Source organism: Paenibacillus sp. ICGEB2008, from assembly GCF_000307675.1.
Taxonomy (GTDB): domain Bacteria; phylum Bacillota; class Bacilli; order Paenibacillales; family Paenibacillaceae; genus Paenibacillus; species Paenibacillus polymyxa.
Map to the genome: position 1 here is coordinate 123,179 of NZ_AMQU01000006.1, position 19,044 is coordinate 142,222.

Consider the following 19,044-nt stretch of genomic DNA (forward strand, 5'->3'; position numbering starts at 1 on the left):
TCAATTAAATATTTCTACGAGGATTGAGCCACGCGTACGAGCATATGAGCAAGCGCGTGCTGCTGCTCTTTGTCCCCTACCTTCCACAATTCCTGAAGAAGCTTCTCCTCGCTATTGCGCGGTTCTTCCTTGGCTGCCAGATAGCCTGCGATCTTCTCAGCTGCTTTTGCCATCACTTCTTCATTCAAGCCGATTTTTTGAGCCATTTCAATTTTGTCGCTCAAATAACTTTTGAATGAATCAAAGCTGCCCAAAATGTCATCCTTTTTGCTGTCGTCTATCCGATTTAACGCGTCATCTACTTTGTTCAGTGCCACTTCGCCTTCCTTATTTACAACATGATTGTGCTCTGCCATTTCTAACGCCTCCTCAAGATTGTTTTCTAGGATAAGGACTGCTTGCGGTACAGTAGTACTTACCCCGGCTCACTAAAATGAAAACGGTGAGAAGCGGAGTGCAGGGAGACAATTGCTACATAAAGTCGAAAAAATAACGAATTACGTGAAAAAAGACGGGCGAGGTGTAGGTCAAGCTATCCACCCGGCTTAAGTAGCTTTTTTTCAAAGCATCGAACTTATCATCATCACCGATTAATAAATCTCGCTTCAGCACGGAAACCGTTAAGCTCCCGAAGAAACCGCTCAAGCTAATCAACATGCCCATAATAATCCCAAATTTCAGATCAAACGGCGTCAGGTACGGATAGATTAGATAGGAAGCCGCTATGGTTACGGGAAAAGCGAATGCAAAGCCTTCCCAAGTTATATTGGGATTGGATGTCGGGACGATTTTCCGCTTGCCGAAATAGAGCGATGCCAGATAATGTGCGACATCATTGAGTTGTGTCAGTACCACTAGAAAAAGTACAAGTTTCGCTCCATATTGCGGCGTAGCAAACTGAAAATATGCCAGGTGACTCAGTCCAAAAACCATCAGCATGAGTCCCCATTGAGTCGAGCTGACACTGCGCAAGAAACCAACGGTTCCTTTATTGATCAATCGAGGGAGCGGCAGCAGCAAGAATACATAGATAGGGATAAAGACAATAAACATTCCATACCACCCGATATAAATCCAATAAAACTGTACAGGAATCGCCAAGTATGCCCATAAAAATAACCTGCGGTCAGCTTTTCTAGATCTAATCATGGAGAAGTATTCTTTTAACGCAAAGAAAGTAAGCACCATCAAGGAAAGCAGTGAAACGATCGGATTGAAAAGTGTTGCCAGGCAAAAGATAAAGAACATGCCCCACCAGGTCTTAATGCGAAGCCCAATAGCTGCATAGTCTTTGTTTGGCTGTGTTTTGGCTACCACTATATAAATCAGATGGATGATTAATAAGGCTATACAAATGAGGGTTAACGTGAATAACGAACTGTCCATTGCGACTCACCAACTTATAGCAAAATAGGATTCCATGAAGGGGGTCCTATGTTATTATGAAGGAATAATTCAAACTTGATAAGGGGAAATTTCGTAAATGGTAGCTGATCAGTCCGTTTTTATCTTGCTTACGAATACGGGAACGTTTCTTACGAGAGTCATTAAAAGCTATACAAGAGCGCCATACAATCACGCCTCCATTTCCTTCGACCGAGAACTTTCGGAGTTATACAGCTTCGGGAGAAAGACCCCCAGTAACCCTCTGGATGGTGGTTTCGTGAAAGAGGATATTAAAACAGGTACATACAGCAGATTTCCGAATACAACATGTGTTATCTACGAGCTTCAAGTAACCAATCGCGAAGTCGAAAAAATGAAGAGAGTTCTACACGTTTTTATCCGAAGCCGACAAAAATATATGTATAACTTACTGGGCTTGATTGGCGTTGCACTCAAAGAACCAGTCGAGTTCAGTAATTCTTATTTTTGTTCGCAATTCGTCGCGGAAATTTTACAGCGATCCGGCATAAAAATATGGAACAAGTTGCCTGCCCTTATCACACCAGACGATTTTCGGCAAAGTGACCGATTCCATTTGATCTACGAAGGAAAATTGAGCGAGTATGAGCCTCAAGCCTGAGGATAAGCACCGTATTACTCAGACTCCTCAGGCACAATCACCTCGATATGACGCGGTAGAATACGAACCTCAATAGGCAAAGACGGTCCTTCCTCACCATCTACATTCGTACTGACCGATTCTGCGGAGCTGACACTTACATGCTTTGCGGTAAAGTAAACGACGTCTTTATGATCCTTCAAGTTGCCTAAAAATAAGGATATACTGGCTGTCACCGTATTCAATATATTGAGGTTTTTGAAAATAAAGCAGTGAAGCAGGCCATCATCAACTGCTGCCCCGGGCACCAGTTTCTCAAATCCGCCAACTGAGTTGGTTAAAGCAGCAAGAAAGAGTGGGGATTCGCCTTCCCAAGTCTTGTCATCATAGCGAACGATAAGCGGATGGGCAGGATGGTTGATCAGTTCTTTCATACCTTCTTTAATGTAGGCAAATGTGCCAAACATGGATTTATCGTCTGACGACACAGCGGATAGCGACTCGGCAAGCGAGCCAGTGGCAACAACATTAGCAAACATTCGACCGTTTAAGAGACCCATATCTACGGCTTTCACGCGAGCAGAAGTGAGTGTACGGATCGCCAGTTCGGGACTTAGCGGAATTTGTAAGGCACGGGCAAAATCATTGACCGTCCCAAGAGGGATGACCCCCAGTTTTGGACGATGGTCTTGATCCATGAAACCATTAATGGTTTCGTGGAGCGTGCCATCTCCACCGAGGGAAACGACTAGATCATAAGTTTCCTGACAAGCAGTGACGCAAAAACGGGTGGCATCAAGTTCTTGTGCCGTCTCTTCGACTGTAACAGCGTATCCTTGCTCACGTAGAATTTCTTCTACGTTTCTGACATGTTGGAGGGACTCCTCTTTGCCGGAAGAGGGATTTACAATGACCATAGCTTTCTTCATACACATATTCCTCTCTTTGTGGAAGGTCTGGGTTACCAGGGTTACCAACCCTTACCCGTAAAGCATACCTTTAGACTCTAAATTAGACATGTATCATATTTTTAGTTACTATATAAAAGTAAATAAAAATATGAATGGAGGATTTCGTATGAAAATCGCATTAACAGGAGCAACGGGGCAACTGGGTTCCATTGTGGTAGATATATTGCTTGCATCCGTCCCGGCAAAAGACCTTATTGTTAGCGTAAGAAATCCGGAAAAAGCAGAGGGGTTACGTAATCGTGGCGTTGACGTTCGTCATGGCGATTTTGACAAGCCAGAAACGCTGGATCAGGCATTTGCTGGTGTAGATCGATTGTTGATTATATCCGCAGACGGGGATAATGACACTAGAATTCGTCAGCATAAAGCGGCTGTTGATGCTGCTGTGCGTGCGGGAGTAGGCTTCATCGCGTATACCAGTGCGGCCAATGCCGCTGACAGCACTCTATTCCTTGCACCTGTACATCGTATTACGGAGGAGTTCATTCGTGAGTCAGGTATTCCTTACTCCTTCTTGCGTAATAATTGGTATCTTGAGAATGAAGCAGGCACGATCCAATCCGTACTCGCGGGAGCTCCATGGTTAACCTCAGCAGGGTCCGGTAGAGTAGGTTGGGCTGCCCGCGCTGATTACGCGCAAGCGGCTGCAGCCGTGTTGTCTGGCGAAGGGCATGAGAATACCATATACGAGCTCTCCGGTAAGCCGATTACCCAAAAAGAGTTGGCAGCCATACTTGCCGAGGTCCTAGGTAAAGACGTTCCTGTACAGCAAGTGGACGATGCTGCGTATGCCGAGATTATGCTCGGTGCGGGAGTACCGGAAGGTGCCATCCCTATTGTGGTAGGCATTCAACAGGCGATTCGCGAAGGAGCCTTGGATGTCGCAAGCAACGATTTAGAGAAGCTGTTGAAGCGTCCCCTTACACCGCTTAACCAAGGGATTAGTGAACTAGTCAAGCAAATTCAAGCATAATAACCGTACTGTCAAAAACGGATGCTACCTAGGAAGGTTAGCATCTGTTTAGTTACATTCATAAGTGGAACCGCGACTGATTATCCAATATACTTGTAGGGAACTCCAAGGTAGGCTTGGAATAGAAATAATATATGAATGGAGTACATAATACCATGTCTAATTTGCCAAACTGTCCTGAGTGTAATTCAGAGTACACCTATGAGGACCGCAGTCTGTTCATTTGCCCGGAATGCGCTCATGAGTGGTCTGCCGAGTCAGAATCCGTAAGCAGTGAAGATGTAAAAGTCGTCAAAGATGCGAATGGTAACATTCTGAAGGATGGTGACTCTGTAACGGTCATTAAAGACCTTAAAGTGAAGGGAAGCTCTTCCGTCTTGAAAATCGGCACCAAAGTAAAAAATATCCGTTTGGTGGACGGCGATCACGATATTGATTGCAAAATCGATGGTTTTGGAGCAATGAAGCTAAAATCGGAGTTTGTCAAAAAGAATTAAAGTGTACAGCAGAGGAACTATTCAGTTCCATGAGGATTAAAAAAAGGAGAAGCCGAGGCTTCTCCTTTTTTACTAGCATTTGGCATGATTGGGCTTCCAATGCTCATGCCCACATAGATGTCATAGTGGTGCTAGCCATACAGTTCCGGTTCCCCTGTATACATTAACCAGCCCTTCGCCGGAAGCGGCCGAGCCCATTTTGGTTTTTCCCGATTTTTCGACGGTGAACTGTAGGGTGTTGGACCACATAAGGGCAAAGTTGCCATCCACCTTGAGCACATCATTTTGCAATTCTATAACGACCGCTTCATCAGAAGGGATCGGCGCTTGAAGTGCCAGCACTCCTTTTCCACGGGCGCTTAAATTAAATAACCCTTCTCCGCCCAGTGCAGCAGAAGAAAGATTACTGCGTGCAACGACGGATATGTCCAGCGTGGTGTCGCAAGCTAAAAACAATCCGTCTTCGATGGCAATGTCATCATTATCCACATCAATGAGCCAAATATATTGGTAGGTAGGCTCCAGCATAATGGTCCCCGTGCCTTTATAATGCGGTTTAATAGCACCTGTCCCCGTTACAGCACCGGATACCAAGTTTCGCATTAAGCCTCCGACGCCTTTTACACCGGTAGTCATTTCCATGCTGCCTACAGTATATTGCATGGCACCTGCCCTCATCATAATCTCACTATTATTGATTTCGATCATGAGCTGCTTGCGGCGCATGTTACTTTTGCTCATATAGTAATTGTCTTTGGCAGCTGCAACCGAGGTGCAACTCAAATCTGTTATGTATTCCAGTACCGTAAATCCACCTAATTGGTCAGTGATGGCAACATTGCTGTTATCCTTTAAATTATTAATGACAAAAGCCATAATGTATGTGCCTCCTTGTTGTTTTCATGGTGTGGGGATGGAAATCTTATTTATTCCATACCATAAATTCGACAAAGAGACTGCTTTTCCTGCGTGGATCTCGGCACTTCTCTCGCCTGATTTTCAGACTTAGAAAAGGAGAGCTTGAAAAAGATGTGAAAAAGGTTCAATATAAAGATATCGGTTTTTAAAATGATTTACTTTGGAAGCAGCCGAATAAAAATGAAACATATAATAGGGGGTAGCATAAGTGGAGATAGGTATAAGCACATTTGTAGAAACAACACCGGATCCCCAAACCGGTGAGGTCATCAGTCACGCACAACGGATACGTGAAGTGGTCGAGGAAATTGTACTTGCTGATCAGGTAGGACTGGATGTGTACGGCGTGGGAGAGCATCATCGTAAAGATTATGCGGCATCTGCTCCGGCTGTTATACTGGCTGCTGCTGCGGCACAAACCCAACGAATTCGCCTAACCAGTGCGGTTACGGTGCTTTCATCGGATGATCCGGTGCGCGTGTTTCAGGACTTTGCTACGCTGGACGGTATTTCGAATGGACGAGCTGAGATTATGGCAGGCCGAGGTTCTTTTATCGAATCGTTCCCATTGTTTGGATATGACCTGGATAACTACGATGAGTTGTTTGATGAAAAGCTGGAGCTGTTATTGAAAATACGTGAATCCGAAAAAGTGACCTGGAAAGGTGGACATCGGCCCGCAATCAACAATTTGGGTGTGTACCCGCGTCCGGTGCAAAATCCTTTGCCTGTATGGATTGGGAGTGGAGGCAATCAGGAATCAGTGGTTCGTGCGGGCTTGCTTGGATTACCGTTGGTGCTTGCCATTATTGGAGGCAGCCCTATGCAGTTTGCACCCTTGGTGGAGTTGTACAAAAAGGCAGCTAAACATGCAGGTCATGATGCATCGCTGCTTCCAGTTGCATCCCACTCGCATGGTTTTATCGCGGAGACTACCGAGCTTGCAGCGGATAAGTTTTTCCCTTCCACTCAGCAGAGCATGAATGTGCTTGGGCGTGAACGTGGTTGGGGTCCTTATACTCGTTCCAGCTTCGATGCCGCGCGCAGCTTTGAAGGAGCATTATATGTGGGCGATCCTGATACGGTAGCCAAGAAAATCATTCACCTCCGTAAACAGGTAGGCATTACACGGTTTCTATTGCATGTGCCCGTCGGCACGATGCCGCATGATGATGTCATGAGAGCTATTGAATTATTGGGAACAGAGGTAGCGCCACGGGTGCGTGAAGAGATATCCAAGTGGGAATTCGAGAACAAATAGGCGGATTGACCTCAGTATCGAGAAAGATAAAGGAGCAGACCATGTGAGGAGGTCGCTCCTTTTTTGGTTCTAAATAATCTGTACAGGTGGGGCCGATCAGATCATTGTTATTTGGTCCGTTTTTTATGCGTGATGCGTCTTTGCAGGAGAGGCTTTCCTTGTTTTAGTCTCTTAGGTTTTGCAGGAACTCTGCGCAAGATAGGTTTCTCTTGAGTTGCTTTGGAAGGCAGCGTCATGCGGAGTGTGGTTGATGCAGGTTTTCTTTGACTGCTGCTTGTTATAAAGTCGATAGTATAGTTCAAGACGAACGGGCTAACCGCAATTCTCCGCAGTCCCACGTTTCTACAAGTGGTACAGCCTGTATCCCAGCACCAATCGAAGGCATTTTCAGGAACTTGAGTGAAGTATGAACCTCGCCATGTACGTCCAAAGTCATCCTCGGCATAATAGAAAAACGTATTACCTCCGGCGAAACCGCTCCATACTTGAATCGTTTGACCGGGGTTCACACGAAACCAGCCTGCTTTAGAGTAGTTTGAAAGAAGGAAACGGACAAGAGTCTTTTAATTGCTAAAGTTGAACCATTTGCTGATGTCTATTTTGTGATGTTCATTCATAGATCGCCATTCGTTTGATTCCGGTTGATAGGTATAATCTTTTTGCCAGGTTATGATGTTTTCCACGATAGCCCGTATGGAAGAGACAATATAGGAGATTTCCTGATTGGTCATCATGGGATGAAGCGACAGACGCACCCAGCCCGGCTTTCGAGATAAGTCTCCCTCATGAATCAGGTCTGTCATTTGCTTAGATGCTTGCTGGTCGATGCCCAGCAAATAATGTCCATAGGGGCCTGCACATGAACAGCCGCCTCGGACCTGAATGCCAAATCGATCATTTAGTAGTTTTACAATCAGGTTATAGTGAATATGACCGACAACGAAAGAAACGATTCCCAGCCGATCTTGGCTGTTTCCTCCCAAAATATGCAGACCTGGTATGGTGCCCAAGCCTTTTAGCAATAATGAGGTCAGCTCCTTTTTACGCTCCAACATGCGGCTGTATCCCATTTGTTCCTTCAGCTGAATACAGAGCGCGGTTCGAACAGCCTGTAGAAAAGGAGGGGTCCCTCCATCCTCGCGTGCTTCAATACTATCCTTATACTCGTATCCACCCCAAGGATTGGTCCAACTCACTGTACCGCCCCCGGGTTGATCGGGAGCACAATGGAGGCACAGCCGCGAATCCATAATGAGAACGCCGCTTGTACCGGGGCCACCAAGGAATTTGTGAGGGGAAAATACAATTCCGTCCAGTTTCTCAAGGGGATCTGTAGGGTGCATGTCGATCTCCGCATAAGGTGCGCTTGCCGAAAAATCAACGAAACATACGCCGCCATGTTCATGCATTTTGCGGGATAGCTGGTGAATCGGCACTTCAAACCCTGTAACATTGGAGCAGGCGGTAAAAGCGCCAATCTTGATCGGGCGATGCTGAAATTGAAGCAGCAGTCGTTCGAGATGAGCTGGATCGACCATTCCTCCAGGACCTGGAGGAAGACACACAACGTCTCCAATGGTTTCTGCCCAGGAAATATGATTGGAATGATGCTCCATGTGTGTAACAAAAATAACGGGACGGTCTTTTTCAGCGATGGGGTAGAGGGGCTTTAATTTTTCATGTATTTTCAATCCTAATAGTCGCTGAAGCTTATTCACCGCACCTGTCATCCCGGACCCGGCGAATAGAATGATATCATGTTCATTGGCATGAACGTGGTTCTTAATGATTTGTTTTGCTTTTTCATAGGCTTGGGTCATTAGAGTACCTGTCAAATTAGACTCCGTATGCGTGTTCGCCACAAATGGACCTAATTCATGAACTATTTTCGACTCGATGGGGCCATACAGACGACCGCTGGCTGCCCAATCCGCATAAATCAGCTTTTTAAGCCCATATGGAGATTCAAAGGTCTGGTGATAACCGATTGTATTTTCGCGATACTTTTGGAAATAAGCCTCGTTAGAAGGCTGATACCTACAGTTACTACTTCCGATTCGAGCCATGAGCATACGGCGCCTCCCAAGTCGTTCTATCTTCTTAGGGTACGTAGGGAGGCTGGAATAGGTTAAAAAAAATAGGCGAATGTCATCATTTAGTCAAAATAAAAAGCCTCATCCAATAGCAGGATAAGGCATGAGGATATATTAGATAAAAAGCTGCATATCCGATTCAAGCGCATCTTTTAGATACGTTTTTGCCTCGATAATTTCCAGTTCAGGGATGAATTCTTCCGGTTTAAAACCCATAATATCCACCGATAGCTTGCAGGCATAAAATTTGACGTTTTTCTTCCGGGCTCCTTTCAGGAAATGGATCAGCTTCGGTGCCTCATTGTCTTCCAGCATTTCCGTCAGCATCAGCTTGCCCAGACCGCTAAAATTCATATGGGATAGCGGTAAAGCTTCAGGCCCCTTGGGAGTCACCAGATCCATAAGTTTCTCGTAAATGGTCTTGTCCTCAAGCGTCATTTTATCGGGATCACGAACCAATGATAATCCCCAGAATGCAAAAAACATCGTAACCTCGACATCCAGCTCCCGAGCTGTATTGGCCAAAATCAGTCCGGCCATTGCTTTATCATAATCGCCGCTGAACATAAGCAGATTCATCCTTTTGTCCACGATCTTCCGCCTCCATTACCAACAGATATATTCAGTATGGATTTGGAAATGAGAACTATGCCCAGTTCACATATTGATCACAATTGTAGTAGATGTGTGTTATGAATATTAGAGCTAGTAACCAGCATTAATGTACCCGTTTCTTGTCAACGAACGAATGATTTGAGGACAGGCTGAGAATAATTTAAAGGCAACATCGTTTTAAACCCTAAATGACTATAAAGGTTTTGTTCAAAGGTCAAACTTTAAAAATAACAAAAAAAAATCATTTCCTTAAGCTCGAATTTCGATTAAAATGTAGGTATTCTTCATACCTATAAATCGGAGCGATGGATATCGCGATTATATTGAGCATCGTAAGGATCGAAAAGCAAAAATGAAGATCAGTTCAGCTTTTGCCTGGACCAAGGGTAACTTTATCGAAAGTAGGATTGCAGAAGAATGCGTTGATTACGGTTTTACATATAAAAAATCGAAGGCTGGATTAACGTGGGACTATCTCCAATTTATCCATGGAGATTCTAAAATTCTTTTTCTTATTAAGAATGCGGCTTATTTCAATGAGCAATGCTTTTCACAGGCAAAGCTACCTAACAATTACGGTAGGAAAGGTACACGTCGCACCTATCTTCATGAACTTTCAAAAATTAACAAAGACTTATTGTTTTCCCCTACTCATCAATCCTCGAAAATAGGGGAAGTCCCTGAACAACTTTCTTTTCTAATTTTAGAGAGCCAGGTAAAAGATGAGCTCGAAAGCTTTAAATCTTCCTATAATGAGTTCCATATACTCACATACGCACTTGATGAGGCATACCAGATATCAGAAATAATGCATTATTTACCAAATCCCAATGATAATATTGCATACCTGATAGAAGACCTTTCGAGCCTTATTTCTGGAGCTGATTTAACTGAAGAAGATCGCGAAGTAGTTGCGCCAGAAATGAATGAAGATATTATGGACCCAGCAGCTTTCGATATCGGGATATTGGAAGAAGAGCAACACAACTAGATAAGCAAGATCTGGTTAGTGAAGATAAAGGGGGGAGCAGCATGTTCATAGGTGAAAATTTGACCAATCTACGGATCATGCATGGATATTCAAGAAAACAGCTCTCTGAAATGTTGGGTGTTACAGAACAAGCAGTCTGGCAGTACGAGAATGCATATACATCTCCTAAAATGCAAATCGTGAATGACTTAAAGCAAATTTTTAAGGTGAAAAGCAAATATTTTTATACTAAAGATATGCTCGCACGGAACATGACACCTGCCAACATAAACGTAATGAACATCGCTTATCGTTCAAAAGTTTTGAATGTTATCTCTAAGACGCAGGCGGAAGCTAAGCATGTTGAATATCTAGATGCTTTTATTAACTATATCACAGCCAGAATTAGTCTTCCTACCCTCAAAATTATCAGTTTAAGGGATGAAGCTATCGAATATCTAAACCATTCAGATGACGATAGATCGACTCAAATTGATAAAGTTGCTCATTTGGCACGCAAAAGACTAGGCCTAGCGCAAGATACAAATGACGATCTTATGTTTCTAGTCGAAAAAAGTGGAGTATTCGTCTTTGAGAAGGCAATGGGTGAGGAGATTGATGCTTATAGTCTCTGGACTCGAAACGATCGTCCTTATATCATATTAGGGAATATGAAACGATCAGCTGTTCGGAGAAATTTTGATATAGCACATGAACTGGGGCATCTACTGCTTCATTATCGTCTTGAATTTGCTAATTTAGATAGAAAAGAACACAAAATTATTGAGAATGAAGCGAATATGTTTGCTGGAGCATTCTTGTTACCTGAAGATGAATTTACACTTGATATGCAAAATGTGGTCCATATCACAAATCCGGATAATTACTTGGATTTGAAAAAGAAATGGAAAACTTCGCTGCAAGTGTTGGGATACAGGGCAGCCCATTTGGGACATCTTAAATCAAAAGATCATCGGAACTTCTATGCAGCTTTACATCGAAAAGGTTATTTGAAAATTGAACCGCTCGATGAATTAATTCCGATTCAAAAACCAACGAAAATCAAAACAATTATAGACCTTGTTTCTAAAAAGCGTCTCGTGAACATTCATCAAATGGTTGAGAATGATTGGAAAACTGAAGTGTCATTCTTTTATCATATGACCGGAATTGTCCCTGACTTTTTTAATAAATATTTGGCGAAAGGTCTTGATTTCGATCTACAAAATGTCACAGATATATCCAAGCGTATCTCTGATGTAGCTAAGCAAGTGTAACTATAATTTTTGAAAACATACATTGAAGGCTTTAAGACTATCGAGAAACCCATCTTTTTAGATGTAGGTTTCTTTTTATATAGATTCATAATGTAGGAACTCCATTTTCACCGTTACCAATGTCATATCTACAAACCGCTCCCATTCTGTATAATCTCAAGGGAATTCAAGACACAAGCCTGAGATCGGGAGGACAATAAGAAAGTGAGTATAGAGAACAAATATAAAGCACTTGAGCTGGAGAAACCGGGCATTTATGAGCTAGAGGGACTGGAAGTCGGGGTCACCTCTAATTGCAACTTCAAGTGTGATTACTGCTGCGCATATCAGCGGAACGACGGACAATGCATTAGCAGTAAAGAGGTCAAAAGTATCATTGATGATATTCCAACGTTAAAACGTGTGCGACTGTCCGGGGGAGAAGTGACCTTGAAGTATGAGGACTGTCTGGATATTGTGGCTCACTGTTCGAGCAAAGGAATCGCTACCCAGCTCAATACCAATGCCAGCTTGCTCAGCCCTGAACGAATTGAGAAGCTGCGTGACGCGGGGCTTTCCAACATTCATATCTCCTTCAACTTTACGGATGCCGATAAATATGCACAGTATTATCATGCTCACCCTCGCATGTATGAGAAAATCGTTCAAAATATTCGGTTGTGTACCGAAGCCAAGTTGGAAACGGTGCTGGAAACTTTGCTATTTGCAGAGACACAGAACAATATGCCAGCAATCAGTGAAAAAGTATACGAACTCGGTGTGCGTATCCACGAAATCCAAAACAGCATTGTGATGGATCATACGAATTGGAACGCGATCTCCACCAAGGAAGCACTTGTCCGTTCCGTTCATGACCTGATCGCTCATAAAAAAGACGATACCGTGCTGTATTTCACCTGTATGGACCGTTTTGCTCAGGCGCTGGGCTTCAAGGAAGAGCCAGGTGTATATTTTTCCAACTGTGTTGACGGTAAGAAGCAGCTTCATCTTCACGGAAACGGTGATATCCTGATCTGTGAACTTTGTCATCCTGTGGTCATCGGTAATATCTATAACGGAACGTCCTTAAAGGATATTTACAAAAATAAGCCCAAGCAGCTTCAGGAGTTTCTCGACAAACTGCCTTGTCCTGCATATGATGCGCTTTTCCCTGGAGGAAGCATATAGATATAATTTGAGATGATGAGACAATAAGCATCTACTGCCCTAACAAGTAGGGTGGTAGATCTCCCTTCATGTAACTCCACGAGTCCTTTATTATTTGTTTTAATGAAAGGGTTTACATGTTAAGATATATAAAAATGCAAGCTTCTATGAAAGAAGGAGTAGATATGAGATATAGAAATGTAGGCAACAGCGGTCTTAAAATTAGTGAAATCGGACTGGGGAGCTGGTTAACGTACGGTACGGCCGCCGAACAGGAAGCAGCTCATACCTGTATTGCCAAGGCCTTTGAACTTGGGATTAATTTCTTTGATACCGCGAACGCGTATAACCGTGGAGAAGGCGAGAAGGCTATGGGAGCCGCATTGAAGCCTTATCGGAGAGAGAGCTATGTGCTTTCTACTAAGGTATTCTTTCCTATGGATTCCGGTCCCAATGACAGGGGGCTGTCACGCAAGCACATTATGGAGCAATGTGAGGCGAGTTTGAAGCGGCTCGGCACGGATTATATCGACATGTACTTCTGCCATCGTTATGATCCAGATACTCCGTTGGAAGAGACACTGCGGGCGCTAGATGATCTTCAGGCTCAAGGCAAGATCTTGTATGCTGCGGTCAGTGAATGGAGTGCCGCCCAGCTCACGGATGCCTATGGTATCGGAAAAAGGCTGAATCTGCGGCCGCTGATTGCCAATCAGCCGATTTATAATATGTTCGAGCGTTATATCGAGCATGAGGTCCTTTCCGTATCCGGGCAGGTAGGCATCGGCCAAATTGTATTTTCACCTCTAGCCCAAGGCATCCTCACGGGTAAATACAAACCGGGACAACCTATACCGACGGGGAGTCGCGGGGCTGATGACTCTGTCAATAATGTCATCAGCAGTTACATGAACGATACCGTTCTCAACTGTGTTCAGGAACTGGACAAGCTGGCAAAGGATTTGGGTGTCACCCTGTCACAACTCGCGCTTGCCTGGATTCTGAGAGAACCAGGGATCAGCGCTGCACTGATTGGGGCTACCAAACCGGCACAAATCGAAGAGAATGTGAAAGCAGTCGAGATGACGCTGCAACCGGAGACCTGCGCGGAAATTGAGCAGATTCTGAAGCAAACAGAGGGATTTGAGCCTTTGCGCTAAGCATTCACACGAGCCTCTCTAGAGGGAAGCCATCAATAACAAAGTCTCGCTCTTCCTGTTCCTTAACAGAGAAGGGCGAGACTTTTTAACTTGCTTCAAGCATCGCATAGATGCCTGAAATCATACTAAGTGCAATCCCGCTCACTAAAACAAGGATTTGCTTCTTACTGAGATCCAGCGGATCAAAAAAGATGGGCAACAGCCATTTTAGACTGATGACAGCCCATAGACCTTCCACCAACCCCAATATCAATACCTTTTGCCCCCAGTGAAGCTTCATCTGCGGTGTTAGCGGACCTTCAAGAAACAGGTCACCTGAAGTATGAATATTCCAAGAAACGATAACTACGAATATCACAAGCGTTAATAATGTTGACATAATATAAGTGATATCTTTTTTAGCCTTTTTCGTGAGTTTGGGCGATTTTTTAAACTCAGGGAAGCCAATCAGGAAAAAGACGATTCCTACGATAATAGCCACCCCTACAGAGGAACCGAGTATAATATTCGCTATAATGCCGATGCCATTGATGAGTAATAATAAAATAGGCTCTCCCCCTTTGGGGTTACGATAATAGTTATTTTATTGTACACGCAGGAACGAAAATGCTCAAATATTTGGAAAAGCCCCTGGCACTTTCTTGCCAGAGACTTTTGGGCGTATAACTGATTATAATGCTGATTTAATGACCTTTTTATAATACAGAATGGATAGCACTCCAAAGATGGAATATAAGGCGGTGTATAGTACCATCACGATGATCATAGGCATCCAAACTTCGGTTCCAAACAAGAACCAGCCGGATTGGACGGCGAAATAGCTGTGTGATAGGCCGATCACTAACGGAATGCCGAAGTTAAAGAGTTGTTTTATTTTAATGCCTCCCAGCAGGTCACTTTGGGTGAAGCCTAACTTTCTCAATACAGTATAATTGGCCTTTTCGTCTTCGCTCTCATCCATTTGCTTAAAATAAAGGATGCAGCCTGATGTAATGAGAAAGGTTAGTCCCAAAAAGCCAACGACAAACATGATCACTCCCATATTTCTCTTCTGATTACTGCTCATTTCAAACTGTGATGTTTGTTGATCATTAAAATTGGCAGCTGCAAAGAGGCGATCGGCTTCTTCAATCTGCGCTGCATTTAGCATATCAATTCCAATATACAAGGAGGACTTCTTTTGGATCTCTGGATTTACATCTTTCTTTAACCGCTCAAAAATGGTTTCGTCTACAATGACAGTGGGTACTCCCCCGGCTGCAAAATAGTAGGGAATCACATAATCCTTTTTTAGACCCACATATTGTTGAGGTATGACTTCTGTTTTCCCCTTCAAATCCAAGGGTCCAAAGTCTTTCAAGGACATGAATTTCTGTAACATATCATTATAGCCCGTTAAAACCGATTGGCCTGGAGATACATCCGTATCCTCCACAGATCGGTCGCTTACAACAGGCAGTGTCGTGAAATCCGCACCCTTATTTAATTGTTCCATAGGAGTCTCCATAATTTGCGCTGTCTTCACACTGACTTGAATCACTTCAATTTTCTTTTCTCGATACTGTATATCATGCTCATGAAGTAACGCTTTGAATTTCTCCGCATCCGGCACATTCGTCATGGCAAAATGGGAAGGTACATTATCCTCAGCTGCTTGATCCGCAGAATAATAGGCGATATAGCTTAAGGATAGTAAACCGATAGCAAGTGCCGATACTGTCGTAATAATGGTTAACAACAAAGCATTGGATTTCATGCGGAACATAATGGATGAGAGGGACAGCACCTCATGAATGTTTAAGTAGCCGCCTTTACTTTTTCTGATGATATTGGAAATAAAGCGGATGGACCCTTTATAAAAGAGAAATGTTCCGATGATGACAGAGCCCAAAATAAACACCATTGCCATAAATAGCTCATTTAGGGATGTAAAGTCTCCACCAAATAATCTGGAGGAAACATAGTAACCTAACGCGATGAGTGAGACGCCAATGATCCCGATAATCATCTCAAAGATCGTTATTTTCTTGATTTTCCCTTCGGTGGTTGAGGTCACTCGGAACAAAGACAAAATACTTTGTCTTTTGATAAAAGAGTAATTCATGACCATAATCAGCAAGTAGATGACAACAAAAACGATGAGTGTTTGAGTCAGTGCTTGGTTCGAGAAATATAGAGTGGCAATAGCCTCGACGCCCGTCGTCTTAAATAAGATCATGATCACTAATTTGGAAAAAGAAAATCCAACCCCAATTCCAACGAAAAGAGAACCGAAGTATAAAATTAAGTTTTCAGCACTTAGAATGCGAAAAATTTTACTTTTTGTCATTCCGATCAGTTGAAATAGGCCAATTTCTTTACTGCGTCTTTTTATAAAAATATTATTAGCATACAAAAGGAAAATACATACAATAGCGACCAGTAAGACGGATGCTGCCCGTATAGAAGCTGCGCCTTTAACAGAGCCCTTCACTTCGTCCATGGAGGGATCGTATTGTAATGTGACAAAGGCGAAATAGAGCGCAACACTGAAAATGAGAGCAAAAACATAAAGGTAATAATTTTTCAGGTTTTTTTTCAAATTCTTTAGAATGAGCAGATTAATGTTCATATTGGACCCCGCCTAAGACCGCTTGGGTTTTCATGATATCCTGGAAGAAGCTTTGCCTTTCCTGCACGCCTTTATGAAGCTGCGTATACATTTGCCCATCCTTCATAAAAATGACTCGGCTGCAATGGCTGGCTGCAACAGGATCATGCGTGACCATAATAATAGTTGCTTTGCGCTTTTGGTTCAGCTGACCCAGCTTGTTTAATAGATCAGAAGCCGACTTCGAATCAAGCGCCCCCGTAGGTTCATCGGCAAAAATAATCGTAGGCTCATGAATAAACGCTCTAGCCGCAGATGTACGCTGTTTCTGTCCACCCGAAATTTCATTGGGATACTTGTCCTTGAGCTCATAAATCCCCAGCTCTGTAGCCACCGCCTGAAATCTTCGGTTGGCCTCTTTTTTAGGCGTTTTGGTGATAGATAGGGGCAAAAGGATATTCTCCTTCACGGTGAGCGTATCCAGCAGATTATACTCTTGAAAAATAAAGCCTAAATGCTGTTTGCGGAATTCAGCCAGTTGCTTTTCTTTCATTTTCGTCATTTCGATATCATTGATCTTAATGGAACCGTGGCTTACTTTATCAATGGAGGAAAGGACATTTAGCAGAGTGGTTTTACCTGAACCGGAGGCTCCCATAATACTGACAAATTCACCTTCCTCAATAACGATATCTATTCCCTTCAAAACCTCCTGCATATTTAGCTTATTACCATAGCTTTTGTGAATCTTATGGGCTTCTAAAATATTCACTTCGATGCACTCCTTATTGTTCTTGTAGCCTTATTATAAAAATCGTGCCGATGCTTTTCCCTTGATTGGGCGAACAATACATAAAAGCATGTGACATCTCTGTCACATGCTCATCATACTTACGAAATCATTTCGTTTGGGGAAAATTAAAGTGAAGGTAGTACCCGTGTTCGGTTTGGAGTGCACATCTATATGTATGAGCAAGGACTGCGCTGCCTTTTTCGTTAAATATAACCCCATGCCTGTTGAAGTATGATCGGAATGTTGGGTCGTGGATGTAAAACCTTTCTCGAAAATACGAGGTATATCCCTCGGATCAATCCCACGCCCAAAGTCTTGAACCTCAAGCCGTATTCGATCCTTATGTTCATAGCTGTGAATGATAATATCACTGGCATCGCTATATTTGATGGCATTGGTTAAGAGCTGTCTGATGATAAAAGCTAGCCATTTGGCATCACTTAGCACTTCTATGTGCTCAAGTCGGATGTCAAAACCGATCCCTTTTTGGATGCACCATGACTGTAATGCTTTGATCTCTTTAAAAACCAGAGATTTTAAATCTACTTGCTCGACGTACAAATCGTTTTCAATAAAAGATATGCGCTTCTGATGCAACTGTTGGTCCAGCAGTAAATGAATTCGCAGCCATTCATAAGTTAGCTGAGCCTTAAGAGATTTGTCATCCAGTCGCTCAATCATCAAATGCATAGCGGTTAAAGGTGTTTTCACCTCATGAATCCATGATAACAGCTCATCCTTTTCGTGTTCCAGAGTCAATTGATTTTTCGAGATCATCTGTTGTAGTCGTTCGGTCTGATGGACAATTTTGTGTTCAATGATTCGCTCAAATGGACTTTCAGGTTCGCCCATTCCGGTTAATTGGAGAGGCCCCTCCCATTCTTCCAAGGCCCTATAGAACTTGGTTTCCTTGGGATAGCGAACGATTAAAAAAACCAGGAAAACCAACATAGATAAGAAAACGACATACAGGATCGGTATCAACGGGATTGCCGTATCCACATAAGCAATGAGAAGGATCAGCATTTGTTGGCATACAAAAAGTAGAATCCAGCTCCGCCTCTCTGTAAGGTATTTTTTAATCATAGGCAGGTGCCTCTTCTGTAGCCATGTAGCCTTGCCCCACTTTTGTTTCAATGAAACAGCCCAAATCCAGCTCGTCCAATTTTTTACGCAGGCGGTTCAAGTTGACGGTCAGGGTATTGTCGCTGACAAAACGTTCATCATCCCAGAGGCTTTTAATTAATTCCTCTCGTGTGACAATTTTATTTTTTTGTTCAATCAGCAGCTTCAAAATAAAAATCTCGTTCTTGGTTAATTCGATGGAGCCAGCCTCATTGGCTACTACATTTTTTTCATAATCGACCGTCGCTCCACGCCATGTTTTCAGGGAAACAGGTTCGGTATTGTAATTATATACACGGCGAAGTGTCGCTTGTAATTTTGCAATCAGTACATCAAAATGGAAGGGTTTTTGGATAAAATCATCCGCTCCAAGCTGCATTGACATTACTATATCCGTAGGGTGATCCCGCGATGATAAGAAGATAATCGGGACGTTAGAGTGGGATCGAATCATTCGACACCAATGAAAACCATCAAATTTCGGCAATTGAATATCAATCACGACCAGATCGGGCTTTATCGTTGTGAATTCTTGAATGACTTTACTAAAATCCCGGATGCCGTACACATCATAGGCCCATTGAGTTAACCTGTCCTTTATTTCATGGAACAAAGTTTCATCATCTTCAATCAGCAAGATTTTAAACAAC

The 19,044-nt window shown here is 43.2% G+C and carries 20 protein-coding genes; 8 read left to right on the forward strand and 12 right to left on the reverse strand.

What is annotated here, in order from left to right; all coding sequences use genetic code 11:
• Nucleotides 1-14 precede the first annotated feature (14 nt).
• Both C400_RS0104025 and C400_RS0104030 read right to left on the reverse strand, forming a co-directional pair.
• Nucleotides 15-356 (reverse strand): DUF3243 domain-containing protein, encoded by a 342-nt coding sequence (locus C400_RS0104025; protein ID WP_013373818.1) that lies wholly within the window; start codon nucleotides 354-356, stop codon nucleotides 15-17.
• Nucleotides 357-471: 115 nt separating this feature from the next.
• Nucleotides 472-1,386, reverse strand: coding sequence for a phosphatidate cytidylyltransferase (locus C400_RS0104030; RefSeq protein ID WP_017426049.1), 915 nt, complete (start codon nucleotides 1,384-1,386; stop codon nucleotides 472-474).
• A 97-nt stretch (nucleotides 1,387-1,483) separates the two neighbouring features.
• Between C400_RS0104030 and C400_RS0104035 the strand changes: the two genes are divergently transcribed.
• Complete coding sequence (locus tag C400_RS0104035) at nucleotides 1,484-2,026, forward strand: hypothetical protein (RefSeq protein WP_016822532.1); 543 nt, start codon at nucleotides 1,484-1,486, stop codon at nucleotides 2,024-2,026.
• Between the two features lie 14 nt (nucleotides 2,027-2,040).
• Here the strand turns inward: C400_RS0104035 and C400_RS0104040 are convergent, their stop codons facing one another.
• Complete coding sequence (locus tag C400_RS0104040; RefSeq protein WP_017426050.1) at nucleotides 2,041-2,934, reverse strand: diacylglycerol/lipid kinase family protein; 894 nt, start codon at nucleotides 2,932-2,934, stop codon at nucleotides 2,041-2,043.
• 148 nt (nucleotides 2,935-3,082) lie between these two features.
• Here C400_RS0104040 and C400_RS0104045 point away from each other — a divergent pair, with 148 nt between their 5' ends.
• Both C400_RS0104045 and C400_RS0104050 read left to right on the forward strand, forming a co-directional pair.
• The gene (locus C400_RS0104045) at nucleotides 3,083-3,949 is read left to right on the forward strand and encodes an SDR family oxidoreductase (RefSeq protein ID WP_017426051.1); all 867 of its coding nucleotides are present in this window, start codon (nucleotides 3,083-3,085) and stop codon (nucleotides 3,947-3,949) included.
• 155 nt (nucleotides 3,950-4,104) lie between these two features.
• Nucleotides 4,105-4,446, forward strand: a complete 342-nt coding sequence (locus tag C400_RS0104050; protein WP_016822535.1) for a zinc ribbon domain-containing protein YjdM — start codon at nucleotides 4,105-4,107, stop codon at nucleotides 4,444-4,446.
• A gap of 120 nt (nucleotides 4,447-4,566) precedes the next feature.
• Here the strand turns inward: C400_RS0104050 and C400_RS0104055 are convergent, their stop codons facing one another.
• Nucleotides 4,567-5,322 carry an AIM24 family protein gene (locus tag C400_RS0104055; RefSeq protein ID WP_016822536.1) on the reverse strand — a complete coding sequence of 252 codons (756 nt, stop codon included), beginning with the start codon at nucleotides 5,320-5,322 and terminating at the stop codon, nucleotides 4,567-4,569.
• 250 nt (nucleotides 5,323-5,572) lie between these two features.
• Here C400_RS0104055 and C400_RS0104060 point away from each other — a divergent pair, with 250 nt between their 5' ends.
• Complete coding sequence (locus tag C400_RS0104060; protein ID WP_017426052.1) at nucleotides 5,573-6,625, forward strand: LLM class flavin-dependent oxidoreductase; 1,053 nt, start codon at nucleotides 5,573-5,575, stop codon at nucleotides 6,623-6,625.
• A 107-nt stretch (nucleotides 6,626-6,732) separates the two neighbouring features.
• Here C400_RS0104060 and C400_RS26105 read toward each other — a convergent pair whose 3' ends face one another.
• The 3 genes from C400_RS26105 to C400_RS0104075 form a co-directional block, all read right to left on the reverse strand.
• On the reverse strand, nucleotides 6,733-7,134 hold the full coding sequence (locus tag C400_RS26105) for a hypothetical protein (RefSeq protein WP_017426053.1): 402 nt from the start codon (nucleotides 7,132-7,134) through the stop codon (nucleotides 6,733-6,735).
• Between the two features lie 54 nt (nucleotides 7,135-7,188).
• Entirely contained in the window at nucleotides 7,189-8,697 is a 1,509-nt protein-coding gene (locus C400_RS0104070) for an aminotransferase class V-fold PLP-dependent enzyme (RefSeq protein ID WP_017426054.1), read from the reverse strand.
• 135 nt (nucleotides 8,698-8,832) lie between these two features.
• On the reverse strand, nucleotides 8,833-9,309 hold the full coding sequence (locus C400_RS0104075) for a DsrE/DsrF/DrsH-like family protein (RefSeq protein WP_016822540.1): 477 nt from the start codon (nucleotides 9,307-9,309) through the stop codon (nucleotides 8,833-8,835).
• 310 nt (nucleotides 9,310-9,619) lie between these two features.
• On the opposite strand from C400_RS0104075, the gene C400_RS26110 reads away from it, so the two are divergent.
• From C400_RS26110 to C400_RS0104095, 4 genes are all read left to right on the forward strand, one after another.
• Nucleotides 9,620-10,324 (forward strand): spr1630 family ClpXP-sensitive toxin, encoded by a 705-nt coding sequence (locus tag C400_RS26110; RefSeq protein ID WP_049885673.1) that lies wholly within the window; start codon nucleotides 9,620-9,622, stop codon nucleotides 10,322-10,324.
• A gap of 41 nt (nucleotides 10,325-10,365) precedes the next feature.
• The gene (locus C400_RS0104085) at nucleotides 10,366-11,580 is read left to right on the forward strand and encodes a spr1629 family repressor/antitoxin (RefSeq protein ID WP_017426056.1); all 1,215 of its coding nucleotides are present in this window, start codon (nucleotides 10,366-10,368) and stop codon (nucleotides 11,578-11,580) included.
• 204 nt (nucleotides 11,581-11,784) lie between these two features.
• Nucleotides 11,785-12,747 carry a radical SAM protein gene (locus tag C400_RS0104090; RefSeq protein ID WP_017426057.1) on the forward strand — a complete coding sequence of 321 codons (963 nt, stop codon included), beginning with the start codon at nucleotides 11,785-11,787 and terminating at the stop codon, nucleotides 12,745-12,747.
• A gap of 164 nt (nucleotides 12,748-12,911) precedes the next feature.
• The gene (locus C400_RS0104095; RefSeq protein WP_017426058.1) at nucleotides 12,912-13,886 is read left to right on the forward strand and encodes an aldo/keto reductase family protein; all 975 of its coding nucleotides are present in this window, start codon (nucleotides 12,912-12,914) and stop codon (nucleotides 13,884-13,886) included.
• 85 nt (nucleotides 13,887-13,971) lie between these two features.
• On the opposite strand, the gene C400_RS0104100 is transcribed toward C400_RS0104095, so the two are convergent.
• The 5 genes from C400_RS0104100 to C400_RS0104120 all read right to left on the reverse strand — a co-directional run bounded on the left by C400_RS0104100 (nucleotide 13,972) and on the right by C400_RS0104120 (nucleotide 19,043).
• Complete coding sequence (locus C400_RS0104100; RefSeq protein ID WP_226888545.1) at nucleotides 13,972-14,265, reverse strand: hypothetical protein; 294 nt, start codon at nucleotides 14,263-14,265, stop codon at nucleotides 13,972-13,974.
• 291 nt (nucleotides 14,266-14,556) lie between these two features.
• Nucleotides 14,557-16,497, reverse strand: coding sequence for an ABC transporter permease (locus C400_RS0104105; RefSeq protein ID WP_017426059.1), 1,941 nt, complete (start codon nucleotides 16,495-16,497; stop codon nucleotides 14,557-14,559).
• Complete coding sequence (locus C400_RS0104110; RefSeq protein ID WP_017426060.1) at nucleotides 16,487-17,248, reverse strand: ABC transporter ATP-binding protein; 762 nt, start codon at nucleotides 17,246-17,248, stop codon at nucleotides 16,487-16,489. Before C400_RS0104110 ends, C400_RS0104105 begins: the two co-directional genes overlap by 11 nt.
• 102 nt (nucleotides 17,249-17,350) lie before the next feature.
• Nucleotides 17,351-18,355 (reverse strand): sensor histidine kinase, encoded by a 1,005-nt coding sequence (locus C400_RS0104115; protein WP_017426061.1) that lies wholly within the window; start codon nucleotides 18,353-18,355, stop codon nucleotides 17,351-17,353.
• Nucleotides 18,348-19,043 (reverse strand): response regulator transcription factor, encoded by a 696-nt coding sequence (locus tag C400_RS0104120; protein ID WP_016822550.1) that lies wholly within the window; start codon nucleotides 19,041-19,043, stop codon nucleotides 18,348-18,350. Before C400_RS0104120 ends, C400_RS0104115 begins: the two co-directional genes overlap by 8 nt.
• Between the last annotated feature and the right edge of the window lies 1 nt (nucleotide 19,044).

Excerpts from the sequence above, each read along its gene's own strand:
- C400_RS0104025 (WP_013373818.1), bottom strand. The coding sequence starts at position 356 with ATGGCAGAGCACAATCATGTTGTAAATAAGGAAGGCGAAGTGGCACTG.
- C400_RS0104030 (WP_017426049.1), bottom strand. The coding sequence starts at position 1,386 with ATGGACAGTTCGTTATTCACGTTAACCCTCATTTGTATAGCCTTATTA.
- C400_RS0104035 (WP_016822532.1), top strand. The coding sequence starts at position 1,484 with ATGGTAGCTGATCAGTCCGTTTTTATCTTGCTTACGAATACGGGAACG.
- C400_RS0104040 (WP_017426050.1), bottom strand. The coding sequence starts at position 2,934 with ATGAAGAAAGCTATGGTCATTGTAAATCCCTCTTCCGGCAAAGAGGAG.
- C400_RS0104045 (WP_017426051.1), top strand. The coding sequence starts at position 3,083 with ATGAAAATCGCATTAACAGGAGCAACGGGGCAACTGGGTTCCATTGTG.
- C400_RS0104050 (WP_016822535.1), top strand. The coding sequence starts at position 4,105 with ATGTCTAATTTGCCAAACTGTCCTGAGTGTAATTCAGAGTACACCTAT.
- C400_RS0104055 (WP_016822536.1), bottom strand. The coding sequence starts at position 5,322 with ATGGCTTTTGTCATTAATAATTTAAAGGATAACAGCAATGTTGCCATC.
- C400_RS0104070 (WP_017426054.1), bottom strand. The coding sequence starts at position 8,697 with ATGCTCATGGCTCGAATCGGAAGTAGTAACTGTAGGTATCAGCCTTCT.
- C400_RS0104085 (WP_017426056.1), top strand. The coding sequence starts at position 10,366 with ATGTTCATAGGTGAAAATTTGACCAATCTACGGATCATGCATGGATAT.
- C400_RS0104095 (WP_017426058.1), top strand. The coding sequence starts at position 12,912 with ATGAGATATAGAAATGTAGGCAACAGCGGTCTTAAAATTAGTGAAATC.
- C400_RS0104100 (WP_226888545.1), bottom strand. The coding sequence starts at position 14,265 with ATGTCAACATTATTAACGCTTGTGATATTCGTAGTTATCGTTTCTTGG.
- C400_RS0104105 (WP_017426059.1), bottom strand. The coding sequence starts at position 16,497 with ATGAACATTAATCTGCTCATTCTAAAGAATTTGAAAAAAAACCTGAAA.
- C400_RS0104115 (WP_017426061.1), bottom strand. The coding sequence starts at position 18,355 with ATGATTAAAAAATACCTTACAGAGAGGCGGAGCTGGATTCTACTTTTT.